Source organism: Aeromonas sp. ASNIH4 (assembly GCF_002934425.1).
Taxonomy (GTDB): Bacteria; Pseudomonadota; Gammaproteobacteria; order Enterobacterales; family Aeromonadaceae; genus Aeromonas; species Aeromonas hydrophila.
Genome location: NZ_CP026217.1, coordinates 1,434,233 through 1,446,484, shown reverse-complemented (window position 1 = coordinate 1,446,484; position 12,252 = coordinate 1,434,233). Strand labels below are relative to the sequence as shown.

The window sequence follows — 12,252 nt, the reverse complement described above, 5'->3', positions numbered from 1 at the left end:
TTCAGCTGCAAAGAGCCGATCCGTTTTGTCGACCCAAGCAAAACCCAAGCCAGAAAAAATGGCCGGATTTCCCCCCTCTCCCACCCCCAATGCGGGCAACTTGCCACAAAGCCCGCCCAAGGCGAGCAAAACGCGATGCAAACTGCAAAAAAAGTGCTGTATTTTGCCCGTTCGCCCTTGGATAACCATGCTCAGCCCTGATAAGGGCGGTCCCCTTTACCATACAAAGTGCACAGACACAGCTTCTCAGCCAAGGGGGAGTCACGTTCAACACTCAGTCATATTGATGAAAAACATAGTATTGGTGGCAGCCCAACCTAGAAGTGAACACCACCAGTCAGTGCACCATGGAGTATTAGGCCTGATTTTTGTATGGAGTAACCTGAGTCAGTTGTCGGCGTCTGTTACACTCACAAATGGAGCCTTATACCTACTAAGTTGTATGAAGTGGATTGAAGGCTCATTGCACATGCACAATTACTACCTGGCTGGGGAGTGCTTATGTTTAACACGAAACTGAAACAAGAGCTGGTTGCAGAGAGAGCAAGAGCCTTGCAGAGCGAGGCGCTGAACCACGCCATGCACGCCCATCTCCCCATGATAGAATTCACTCCCGAGGGCCATATCCTCGATGCCAGCCCGCTGTTTCTGAGCACCGTCGGCTACAGCCTCAAGGAGATCGTGGGGCAGCACCATGCCATCTTCTGTCGAAAAGAGGACTCAGACTCCCCCTCTTACCGGGAATTCTGGAGAAATCTGGCCAATGGTCACAACCAGCACGGCACGTTTCAAAGGGTCGGCAAGCACGGCCAGGAAATCTGGCTGGAAGCAACCTACTTCCCGGTCAGCCAGGATGGCAAGGTCAGCAAAGTAGTTAAAATCGCCTCCGACGTGACCTTGCAACATGATCAGCTCATGACGCAGAAAGCGATATTCGAAGCGCTGGATCGCTCCCTTGCGGTCATCGAGTTTGAGCCAAGCGGCGTCATCATCAACGCCAACCGCAATTTTCTCGACACCATGGGCTATCGACTCGATGAAATAAAAGGTCGTCAGCATCGCATGTTCTGTGATGAGTTGTTTTATCGGGAACACCCCGATTTCTGGCAGGAACTGGCTCAGGGAACCTTCAAATCGGGGCGCTTTCAGCGCTTTGACAAGCAAGGCCATGAAATCTGGCTGGAAGCGACCTACAACGCAGTGCGGGGCAGCCATGGCAAGGTGATCAAGGTCATCAAGTTCGCCTCCAACATCACCTCGCAAATCAAAAAAGATCAGGCCGTGCAAAATGTGGCCAAAGTGGCCAACGAAACCTCCGTCACCACCAAGGCTTCCGCCATCAAGGGTGAGGACATGCTGACCACCGTCGTCTCCACCTCGGACAACATCGTCACCCAGATGGAAAATGCCAGTACGCTGATGAGCAAGCTGCATGCCCAATCCCAAAATATCACCGCCATCGTTTCAACTATCAGCAGCATTGCAGATCAGACCAACCTGCTGGCACTCAACGCCGCCATCGAAGCCGCGCGAGCCGGTGAACAAGGCAGAGGCTTTGCCGTCGTCGCTGATGAAGTTCGTCAACTGGCGGCAAGAACCTCTCAATCCACCAACGAGATAGCAAGCGTGGTCAGCCAGAACCAGCAGCTCACCCATCAGGTCAGCGAACAGATCCAGTCCGCAGCTGATGGCGCCATCCATGGACAAAGACAGATCGATGATGTCGCGAAAGTGATGCAAGAGATAAGAAATGGCGCCGAAGAAGTGTCGACCATCATCTCGGAACTCTAGAAAAAGCAACAAGGGTCACCTTAGGAGCTCAACCCCTCTGGTAGACAAGGCAGACTGGCTACTCACCCAGGTGGTGCACGACCTCACCAACCAGGGCTACACCAACCGCCTCCAGCTAGAGGTGAAACTCGAGGAGCTACCGGAATAAATCTGCGTGGACAAAATGTGGATATGGATGAAAAACAAAAAGGCCGCTATTGCTAGCGGCCTTAGTAAGTCTTTGATTTTAATGGTGCCCGAGGCCGGAATCGAACCGGCACGACGCGAACGTCGAGGGATTTTAAATCCCTTGTGTCTACCGATTTCACCACTCGGGCACCGTAATCGGTATCAAGCTCGCACCGCGGGCTTGTCAATATGGAGGCACGTTCCGGAGTCGAACCGGACTAAACGGATTTGCAATCCGCTGCATAACCGCTTTGCTAACGCGCCATGCAAAAGAGAGAAACTCTCTATTGTCTGAATTTGGAGCGGGAAACGAGACTCGAACTCGCGACCCCGACCTTGGCAAGGTCGTGCTCTACCAACTGAGCTATTCCCGCAATGGTCTGGCTGACTGCCTGACTACGAGGACGCATTCTAGCGATGTTCCTAGCCCAGTCAACCAAAAATGTTTAATACCCTGATCGTTCGGGTGTTTTTTGCCCTTTTCCTGCATTTTCAACGTTCACGACCGTTTCCCTGCCCCAAGTGCGGGGAAACGGTGCTTAGTGCAAGCGCAGACTAGAAGCGGGAGTGGTAGGTCAGATCGCCCCAGGCGGCCTTCATGTACTGGAACATGGACCAGAAGGTGAGCACGGTGGCCACATAGAGCAGCACATAGGCCAGCCACACCATCCAGATGTCGTACTGCCAGATGAGACCGGTGAGCGACACCATCTGGATCATGGTCTTCCACTTGCCAATCCAGCTGACCGCCACCGAGGAGCGCTTGCCCAGCTCGGCCATCCACTCGCGCAGGGCGGAGATGATGATCTCGCGGCCAATCATGGTCATGGCGGGAATGGTCACCCAGATGGTGTTGTAGTGCTCGACGATCACCACCAGCGCCGCCGCCACCATGATCTTGTCGGCTACCGGATCGAGGAAAGCACCGAAGGCAGTGGACTGGTTCAGCTTGCGGGCAAGGTAGCCGTCAAACCAGTCGGTCGCCGCCGCCAGGATGAAGACGATGGCCGCCGCCAGATAGGACCATTGATAGGGAAGGTAGAACAGGATGACGAAGACGGGGATGAGCAAGATCCGAAAAAACGTCAGTAGATTAGGAATATTTGTCATTATTTTCAGCCACTTCTTGTATGCCGCTACATGGTAGCCCCAAGCCGATCACGGATGCAACCGGACAGGCGCCCGCCTTGGTCTATGAATCCATCAACAACCTCAGGATGCGGGCCATTATGGCATTTACGGGCCCCCTGCGTCACGGCTCTTGTGTGCCGGGATCCCCGAAGTGAATGAACCCAGGGTGAATGATGTGACTCAATTCGCCCCTTGCCGATACCCGGGGCGACATGGAGGCGCATTCACCCCTTCTCGGCTACCAATGGCTAGAGCGAGTGCAGGGCGTCGTGGATGGACTGGGCCAGCTCCTGGCTGATGCCGGGTACCTTGGCGAGCTCCTCCACCCCGGCTTTCTTCACCTCCTGCAGGCCGCCCAGGTACTTGAGCAGCGCCTGCCGCCGTTTCGGCCCCACCCCCGGAATGTCCTCCAGGGTACTGGTGGTGCGGGCTTTCGCCCGTCTCGCGCGGTGGCCGGTGATGGCAAAACGGTGGGATTCATCGCGGATGTGCTGAATCAGGTGCAAGGCGGGCATATCTGCCGGCAAATGCAGCTCTTCGTGACTCTCCCCCAGGATCAGGGTCTCCAGCCCCGCCTTGCGGGTCACCCCCTTGGCGATGCCCACCAGCAGCGGATATTTGCCCCCCAGAAACTCCAGCTGGCGGGCCAGGATCTCCTCGGCGCGACGCAACTGGCCGAGACCGCCGTCGATAAACAGCACGTCCGGCACCTTGTCCGGCTCCTGCTGCTTGCCAAAACGCCGCTCCAGCGCCTGCTCCATGGCGGCATAGTCATCGCCGCCGGTGATGCCGTCGATGTTGAAGCGCCGATATTCCGATGAGAGCGGTCCCTCCCGGTTGAACACCACGCAGGAGGCCACGGTGCGCTCACCCATGGTGTGGGAGATATCGAAGCACTCCATGCGGGCGATGGGGCGCTCCAGCTCCAGCAGCTCCTCCAGCTGGTCGTAGCGGGCGGTGGTGGTGCTCTTGTGGGCGAGCCGCGAGCGCAGCGCGGTCTGGGCGTTGATGGAGGCAAGCTTGATGAAGCGAGCCCGCTCGGCGCGAGTACGGCTCACCACCCGCACCTTGTAGCCGGCGGTCTGGCTCAGGGTCTCGGCGATGACGTTCTCGTCTTCGAGCGCCACGTCCAGCAGCACCTCGCTCGGGATCTGCCGCCCCCCCTGCCCCGACAGATAGAACTGCAGCAGGAAGGATTGCACCACTTCGTCAAGCTGGGTATCGGCCGGCACTTTCGGGAAGTAGCTGCGCGAGCCCAGCACCTTGCCCTGGCGGATGAAAAGCACGTGGATGCAGGCAGTCCCCTGCTCGAAAGCCACCCCCACCACGTCGAGCTCGTCCAGCACGTTGCCGCTTACCGACTGCTGTTCGGTCACCCGGCGCAGCGCCTGGATCTGATCCCGGTAGCGGGCCGCCTCCTCGAAACGCAGATCGCCGCTGGCGGACTCCATCTTGCCCACCAGTTCGCCGATCACCTGCTGGTTCTTGCCCGCCAGAAACAGCTTGGCCAGCTCCACCTGCTGGGCATACTCGGCTTCGCTCACCAGCCCAGCCACGCAAGGGCCGGCACAGCGCTTGAGCTGGTAGAGCAAGCACGGGCGGCTGCGGTTGGCATAGACCGCATCCTCGCACTGGCGCACCGGGAAGATCTTCTGCATCAGGTGCAGGCTCTCGCGCACCGCACCGCCGGAGGGGTACGGGCCGAAGTACTCCCCCTTCACCTTGCGGGCACCGCGATGGACGCCGATGCGCGGGTGCTGGTGCGCGGTGATGATGATCCAGGGGTAGGATTTGTCGTCGCGCAGCAGCACGTTGTAGCGGGGCTGGTACTGCTTGATGAGGTTGTGCTCGAGGATCAGCGCCTCGGTCTCTGTGTGGGTGACCGTCACCTGCACGTCGGCGATCTGGCGCACCAGGGTGCGGGTCTTGATGCTGTCGACGTTGGCCCGAAAGTAAGAGGCAAGCCGTTTTTTCAGATCCTTGGCCTTGCCCACGTAGATGACGGTGCCGCCGCTGTCATACATGCGGTAGACGCCGCTCTGGTGGGTGACGGCACTGAGAAACGCCTTGCTGTCGAAGAGAGGTTCAGACGAGGTCATGCTGGCTCCGGCAACGGGGATCGAGGTGCTGGATCTGGGGGATCGCGGCAAACGGAAGATCGAAAGAGAGGCTCATCGGCAACTCGGCTCAACGGATGAAAGCAGAAGACGGCACAGAGCATACTGCGCCAGGCCGGCAAAAAGCAAAAAGGCGGCACAGGCCGCCTTTGATGGCTACACGCCGCCCGTTACAGGGTGTCGGCATCCAGCATGCCATAGCGAATGGCCAGATGGGTCAGCTCCACATCGCCATTGATGTTGAGCTTGCTGAACAGCCGGTAGCGGTAGCTGTTGACCGTCTTCGGGCTCAGGTTGAGCTGTTCGGAAATATCGGTCACCTTCTGCCCCTTGGTGATCATCATCATGATCTGCAGCTCGCGCTCGGAGAGGGACTTGAAGGGGTTCTCGTCGGCCGAGGCAAACTGGCTCAGGGCCATCTGCTGGGCGATCTCCGGGGAGATGTAACGCTGACCGGAGTGGACCAGGCGAATGGCGTGGATCATCTCGTCCGGCGCGGCCCCCTTGGTGAGATAGCCGGCGGCACCCGCCTGCATCACCTTGGTCGGGAACGGATTTTCTGAATGAATGGTCAGCACTATGATGCGCACATCGGGCCGGATCCGCAGGATCTTGCGGGTCGCCTCCAGGCCGCCGATGCCCGGCATGTTCATGTCCATCAGGATCACGTCGGGATGGTGCTGACGACAGAAAGTGACTGCGGTTTCCCCGCTCTGCGCCTCGCCCACCACCTTGATCCCGCGGACATCTTCCAGAATGCGTCTTATCCCTGTACGCACCAACTCATGATCATCGACCAGGAATACATTAATCACCCAAACACCCCGTTTTTTATCTCGTTATATGCCAGTTAGGGTTAACACGGCGTCTTGCATCATAACCAAACTCGCTGATTTGGCAAACCATGGCCGGGAAAAGTTTGAAAGTGCTCATAAATGGTGTTTTGAATCAAATAATTATATAAATATTAAACACAAAAAACGGCGCCCACAGGCACCGTTCAGAGTCATTTTTGCTGTTGTCGGCATCAGTTCGCCAGCAGCGCGCGCACCTTGTCCAGATCGGCCTGGGTATCCACCCCGACCGGCGGCGCCTCGAGCGCCTGGGCCACGTGGATCTTCTCCCCATACCAGAGCACCCGCAGCTGCTCCAGCGCCTCGATCTGCTCGAGCGCGCTCGGCGCCCAGTCCACATAACGCTGGATGAAGCCGGCGCGATAGGCGTAGATGCCGATGTGGCGCTGGTAGTGATCGCCAATCTGCTCGCGATTCGCGGCAAAGCGATCCCGATCCCACGGAATGGAGGCGCGACTGAAGTAGAGCGCATAGCCCTCCTGGTCGGTCACCACCTTGACGGCATTCGGGTTGAACACCTCCTCGGCGTCCTGGATCGGCACCGACAGGGTGGCCATGGGCGCTGTGGCAGCTGCCAGGTTGTCCGCCACCTGACGGATGATGACCGGCGGAATGAGCGGCTCATCTCCCTGCACGTTGACCACTATGGTATCGGCGGCAAAGCCGTAGTGACGGCACACCTCGGCCAGCCGCTCGGTACCGGACTGGTGATCCTTAGAGGTCATGCACACCTCGAAACCCGCCTGCCCGGCGCAGGCGGCCAGTGCCTGCTGCACCCGCTCGTCATCGGTGGCGACAATCACCCGATCGGCGCCCGACTGCAGAGCCTTTTCCACCACGTGCTGCACCATGGGCTTGCCGTGGATGTCGGCCAGCGGCTTGCCCGGCAGCCGGGTGGAGGCGTAGCGGGCAGGAATGACGACGACGAAGCTCATGACGACAGCTCGTCGCTGCTGAGCGGACGGGCGCGGTTCTCCAGCAGCACCGGGATCCCCTCCTCCAGCGGATAGGCCAGCTTGTCGAACCGGCAGACCAGCTCATGCACGGCCTTGTTGTAGTGCAGCTTGCCCTTGCAGACCGGGCAGGCAATGATGTCGAGCAACTTGATGTCCAAAGCCAAAACGATACTCCTTCAACGATGTCGCGCCGGCTGTTTCATCACGCCGGCGATGGATGTCGAGCAACCAGATATGCCATGCGGGGCATGATAAGCCCCTTCCCCCCCACGCGGGCGAGAGAGATTAACCTTGTGCCTTGGTTGCGCCTTGCCCCTTCCCGTTTGCCCCCAGCTTGTGCAGCAGGGTATCGAGCAGGGAGGCGGGCAACTCGGCGCTGACCGGCAGATACCACCAGTTGTCGAGGGCAAAAGAGCGGCACTTGACCGCATCCTTCTCGGTCATCAGCAGCGGCTTGCCGGCAAAACGGCCCACCAGCTCGACCCGATCGAAGGGGTGGTGATCCCCGTAAGCCACCCGCTGATCCAGCTGGTAACCGAGCCCCTCGAGGGTGGCGAAGAAACGGGGCGGATGACCAATCCCCGCCAGCGCGTCGACCGGACCGACCAACGGCGTGGCCAGCGGGGCCTCGTCGCACACCCGGCGGGGAGCGTCGGCCACCAGTTGCATGGGGTACTCTCCCCGCCCCGGCTCGCCGCCGTTGCAGATGATGGCGTCCACCCGCTTGAGCCGGGTGACCGGCTCGCGCAGCGGCCCCATGGGCAGCAGGCAGGCGTTGCCGAAACGGCGGGCGCCATCCACCACCACCAGCTCGATGTCGCGGGCCAGCGCATAGTGCTGCAGGCCGTCGTCGGTGATGATGATGTCCACTTCGCCGCTCTGCTCCAGTAGACGCACCGCATCGGCCCGCCTGGGCGCCACCACCACCGGGCAGCCACAGCGCCGGGCAATCAGTACCGGTTCATCCCCCGCCTGCGCCGTGGTGCTGGCGGCATCGAGCCGGTACGGGTAATGGGGCGCCTTGCCGCCATAGCCGCGGCTCACCACCCCGGGGCGATAGCCGCGGGCCTGCAATTGCTCCACCAGCCAGACCACTACCGGGGTCTTGCCGTTGCCCCCCACCGAGATATTGCCCACGACGATGACCGGCAAAGAGGCACGATAGCCCTTGCGCCAGCCGTGGCGATAGGCGTAGCGGCGAGTGCCGCTGATGACGGCGAACAGCAGGGCAAAGGGGGCCAGCAACCAGCGCCAGCCACTCTTTGCATACCAGAGCCGCTCCAGCATCAGGCGTTGCCACCTGCGGTGGCATGGCCGAACTGGATGGCGCGCAGCTGGGCATAGGTGCCCTGCTGAGCCATCAGCGCCGCGTGGTTGCCGCGCTCGACGATATGGCCTTCATCGATCACCAGGATCTCGTCCGCCTTCTCGATGGTGGAGAGGCGGTGAGCGATCACCAGCGAGGTGCGCGCCTTGCACAGCTCGTCGATGGCCGCCTGGATGTGGCGCTCGGATTCGGTATCCAGCGCCGAGGTGGCCTCGTCCAGCAGCAGCACGGGCGCATCGCGCAGCAGGGCGCGGGCGATGGCGATACGCTGACGCTGACCACCGGAGAGCGACGCGCCGTTCTCGCCGACCACGGTGTCATAACCGTTGCTCATCTTGCTGACGAACTCGTCGGCGTGGGCGATGCGGGCCGCTTGCTTGATCTCGTCGAGGCTGTATTTCTCTTCCGCGGCGTAGGCGATGTTGCTCGCCACCGTGTCGTTGAACAGGTGGACATGCTGGGAGACCAGCGCGTACTGCTTGCGCAGCTCGCTCAGGCGGTAATCGCGGATATTGACACCGTCCAGCAGGATCTCCCCCTGTTCGATGTCGTAGAAGCGGGTCAACAGGCTGGCGATGGTGCTCTTGCCGGAGCCGGACCGCCCCACCAGCGCCACCGATTTGCCCGCCTCCACCTTGAAGCTGACGTTGTGCAGCGCCGGGGTGTCCTTGGTCGGGTAGGTGAAGGTGACGTTGCGAAACTCGATCTCGCCGCGGGCGCGCTCCAGGGTACGGGTACCGGTATCCTGCTCCGGCTCGGTGTCGAGCAGGCCGAACAGGCTGTGGCACGCAGTAATGGCGCGCTGGAACTGGTTGTTGACGTCGGTCAGGCTTTTCAGCGGCTTGAGCAGCATCATCATGGAGGTGATCATGACGGTGAAAGTACCGGCAGTCAGCTCGCTGCGCACGCTGTCGATGGTGGCCACATAGAGGAAGGCCGCCAGCGCGATGGAGGCAACCATCTGCACCACCGGACTGCCGATGGCATCGGCGGCGACCATCTTCATGGTCTGCTGGCGCATGTTGTTGCTGACCTTGAAGAAGCGCTTCTCCTCCACCTTCTGGCCACCGAACATCAGCACCTCTTTGTGCCCCTTGAGCATCTGCTCGGTGGAGGTGGTGATGTCACCCACCGCCTGCTGGATGTGGCGGCTGATCTGACGGAAGCGACGGCTGATGAGGCCGATGATGATACCCACCACGGGCCCCACCACCAGGAAGATCACCGACAGCTGCCAGGAGTGCCAGAACATCAGGCCGAGCAGGCCGATCACGGTCGCCCCTTCCCGCACCAGGGTGACCAGAGTGGTACTGGCAGCCGAGGAGACTTGGCTGGCGTCATAGGTCACCTTGGAGAGCAGGTGACCGGTGTTCTGGCGGTCGAAGAAGCTCATCGGCATCGCCACCATGTGATTGAACACCTGCTGCTGCAGACGCATCACCACGTGGTTGCCGACCCAGGCCATGCAGTAGTTGGAGAGGAAGTTGGCGACGCCGCGCAGGGCCACGATACCCAGAACGAAGAAGGGCATCCACTTGAGCACGGTCGGATCGTTGCCGTTGATCCCCTGGTCGATCAGCGGCTTGATGGAATAGACGAAGGTGGTATCCACGGCGGCGTAGCCCAGCATGCCGATGATGCCGCCGATCAGGCCAAGCTTGCGGTCACGGACATAGCCGAGCAGACGCTTGAAGACAGGCCAGCTGTCTTGTGAGGTTTCTTGTTGCATGAATAGCCGTTAATAAGGGAAATGACGGGCTATTCTAGCCAAAGCGCAGGATTACACCAAGCGGTGCCCATCACCAAGGCGGGAAATGACGGTCGTTATCCCAGCCAAAGCGCAGGATTACACCAAGCGGTGCGCATCACTAAGGCGGGAAATCACGGTCGTTATCCCAGCCAAAGCGCAGGATTACACCAAGCATCGCCAGCGCATGTCCCTCGCCAAAAGAGGAAATGACGGCCGTTATCCCAGCCAAAGCCGGGTTTACGCTCAGCGATCAGGCCAGAATGCAGGCCGCCACCAGTCACCATGGCGGCGAAACCAGGGGCCCTGCTCCCGTTCGGCCCGGATCCGCAGCCCACCCGGCGCAGGCTCGACCAGAATTTCTCCGTCCAGCCCGGTGACCCATTGCTGCGCCTCCTGGTAGCGGGCCACCACCTCGGGGCGGGGAAAGCCCCACTGGTTCATGAAGCCGGCGCTGTGCACCACATAGCGGGGGGCCACCGCCGCCACGAAGGGCGCCGTGGAGGAGGTGCGGCTGCCGTGGTGAGGGCTCACCAGCAGGGTGCTGGCAAGCCCCTCCCCTTCCAGCGCCAGCAACCGCTGCTCTGCCTGTCGCTCGATATCGGCACTGAGCAGGATGCGCCGCTCCCCGTCGCGGATCTGCAGCACACAGCCGTCGTTGTTGTGACCGCGCCCCGGTTGCTGCGGCCAGAGCACCGCCATCTCGAGCCCCTGCCAGCGCCACTGCTGGCCACGCCGGCACAGGGCCGTGAAGCGGCCAAAGTCGAATGACGAGAGCTCATGGCGTACCGGCAGAGCCTGCAGGATGGCGCGCCGATTGCCGGCGTGATCCCGGTCCTTGTGACTAATGATCAAATAAGGTTCTTCGCGGGATCTTGGGGAAGTGGAAGTTGACAGACAGGGTGCTGGTAAACTGGCTGTCTCCAAACACACCACCACCATCACCCTGCTGTCGCCGTGCATCATATTGATATTGCCTCCTTCTGGCCAGGTTATACCGTCATCGCCCAAGCGCTTTCTGCCAACCATCACACCCTGTTTACCCTTGAGCCTCGCGCCGACTTCTTGCCCCGTTGTCGCCGATGCCTGCAACCCACGCCATTGATCCACGACCAACGTATCCGCCGGGTGCGTGAGCGAGACCTATTTGACCGACAAGTCTGGTTACAACTGCCTGTTCGCCGCGTCGACTGTCTGCGCTGTGGTCGCGTCAGTGAACATATCGACTGGCTCCCCTCTGGCTCCCGCCTCACCCGGCGCATGCAGTGCTGGATTGAAGCGCTCGTTCAGTACCTCCCCATCCGCCATGTCAGCCAGCTCACCGGGGTCGGTTGGCACACCATCAAGGAGATCGACAAGCGCCGTTTGCAGACCAGTGTGGGCACCATCGAACTTGGGGAGGTGCGGCGGCTGGTGATGGATGAGTTTGCCCTGCACAAGGGACACCGCTATGCCACCGTGATCATGGATGCCGAGCGAACCCGCGTCCTGTGGGTGGGGCACGGCAACAGCCGGGCCGCTATCCGTCCCTTCTTCGAGCAGCTCGGCGAGCGATGCCAGCAGATTGAAGCGGTGGCGATGGACATGAACACGGCGTTCGACCTGGAGGTGAAGCAACACTGCCCGCAGGCGGAGGTGGTCTACGACCTGTTCCACGTGGTGGCTCGCTATGGCCGAGAGGTGGTGGACCGGGTGCGAGTGGAGCAGGCGAATGCACTGAAAAGCGATAAACCGGCGCGAAAAGTGGTCAAAAGTGCGCGTTGGTTGCTGCTACGTAATCGGGCGAAGTTGAGTGAAAAACAGGATGTGAAGTTGCAGGAGCTGTTGGCGGCGAATCAACCGCTGGCGATGGTGTACGTGCTGAAAGAGGGGTTGAAGGGCATCTGGTATGCGCCGAGCGTGTGGGAAGGATGGCGACGATGGCGGAGCTGGATGCGGCAGGTGAAGGAAAGCGGGCTAGCGCCGCTGCAACGATTTGGTCGAAATTTATCGAAATATATGCGGGGGATCCTGGCGAGTGCAAACTACCCGATGCACACGAGTGTGCTGGAAGGGGTGAACAACAAGATCAAAGTGATAAAGCGTATGGCATATGGATTTAGGGACTCAGAATACTTTTTTCTGAAAATCAAGGCGGCCTTCCCCGGAAAGCCGCGATGAA

General features: G+C 60.3%; 9 protein-coding genes, 3 tRNA genes and 2 pseudogenes. 3 read left to right on the top strand and 11 right to left on the bottom strand.

The features are described from left to right. Nucleotides 1-501 precede the first annotated feature (501 nt). Together C2U40_RS26980 and C2U40_RS26975 are read left to right on the top strand one after the other, a co-directional pair. Nucleotides 502-1,218: pseudogene (locus tag C2U40_RS26980) on the top strand (PAS domain-containing protein); the annotation flags it as partial. A 135-nt stretch (nt 1,219-1,353) separates the two neighbouring features. Next, nucleotides 1,354-1,791: a methyl-accepting chemotaxis protein gene (locus C2U40_RS26975; protein WP_260094749.1), complete on the top strand. Its 438-nt coding sequence runs from the start codon at nt 1,354-1,356 to the stop codon at nt 1,789-1,791. Nucleotides 1,792-2,021: 230 nt separating this feature from the next. Here C2U40_RS26975 and C2U40_RS06790 read toward each other — a convergent pair. The 11 genes and pseudogenes from C2U40_RS06790 to C2U40_RS06740 all read right to left on the bottom strand — a co-directional run. Next, nucleotides 2,022-2,108, bottom strand: a tRNA-Leu gene (locus C2U40_RS06790). A 41-nt stretch (nt 2,109-2,149) separates the two neighbouring features. Further along, a tRNA-Cys gene (locus tag C2U40_RS06785) sits at nt 2,150-2,223 on the bottom strand. Between the two features lie 34 nt (nt 2,224-2,257). After that, nucleotides 2,258-2,333 (bottom strand) — tRNA-Gly (locus C2U40_RS06780). Between the two features lie 181 nt (nt 2,334-2,514). Then, entirely contained in the window at nt 2,515-3,069 is a 555-nt protein-coding gene (gene pgsA, locus C2U40_RS06775) for a CDP-diacylglycerol--glycerol-3-phosphate 3-phosphatidyltransferase (RefSeq protein ID WP_011706577.1), read from the bottom strand. Between the two features lie 269 nt (nt 3,070-3,338). After that, entirely contained in the window at nt 3,339-5,189 is a 1,851-nt protein-coding gene (uvrC, locus tag C2U40_RS06770) for an excinuclease ABC subunit UvrC (RefSeq protein ID WP_011706578.1), read from the bottom strand. Between the two features lie 188 nt (nt 5,190-5,377). After that, nucleotides 5,378-6,022 carry a UvrY/SirA/GacA family response regulator transcription factor gene (uvrY, locus tag C2U40_RS06765; RefSeq protein WP_011706579.1) on the bottom strand — a complete coding sequence of 215 codons (645 nt, stop codon included), beginning with the start codon at nt 6,020-6,022 and terminating at the stop codon, nt 5,378-5,380. A gap of 212 nt (nt 6,023-6,234) precedes the next feature. Continuing rightward, the gene (gene kdsB / locus C2U40_RS06760; protein WP_039213717.1) at nt 6,235-6,996 is read right to left on the bottom strand and encodes a 3-deoxy-manno-octulosonate cytidylyltransferase; all 762 of its coding nucleotides are present in this window, start codon (nt 6,994-6,996) and stop codon (nt 6,235-6,237) included. Further along, on the bottom strand, nt 6,993-7,181 hold the full coding sequence (locus C2U40_RS06755; RefSeq protein WP_011706581.1) for a Trm112 family protein: 189 nt from the start codon (nt 7,179-7,181) through the stop codon (nt 6,993-6,995). The genes kdsB and C2U40_RS06755 overlap by 4 nt, the downstream gene beginning before the upstream one ends. A gap of 121 nt (nt 7,182-7,302) precedes the next feature. Continuing rightward, complete coding sequence (gene lpxK, locus C2U40_RS06750) at nt 7,303-8,304, bottom strand: tetraacyldisaccharide 4'-kinase (protein WP_103828975.1); 1,002 nt, start codon at nt 8,302-8,304, stop codon at nt 7,303-7,305. After that, the gene (msbA, locus tag C2U40_RS06745) at nt 8,304-10,073 is read right to left on the bottom strand and encodes a lipid A ABC transporter ATP-binding protein/permease MsbA (protein ID WP_011706583.1); all 1,770 of its coding nucleotides are present in this window, start codon (nt 10,071-10,073) and stop codon (nt 8,304-8,306) included. The genes lpxK and msbA overlap by 1 nt, the downstream gene beginning before the upstream one ends. A gap of 264 nt (nt 10,074-10,337) precedes the next feature. Then, nucleotides 10,338-10,949: pseudogene (locus C2U40_RS06740) on the bottom strand (ComEC/Rec2 family competence protein); the annotation flags it as partial. 99 nt (nt 10,950-11,048) lie between these two features. On the opposite strand from C2U40_RS06740, the gene C2U40_RS06735 reads away from it, so the two are divergent. Further along, nucleotides 11,049-12,251: an ISL3-like element ISAeme19 family transposase gene (locus C2U40_RS06735; protein WP_081000878.1), complete on the top strand. Its 1,203-nt coding sequence runs from the start codon at nt 11,049-11,051 to the stop codon at nt 12,249-12,251. Nucleotide 12,252 lies beyond the last annotated feature (1 nt).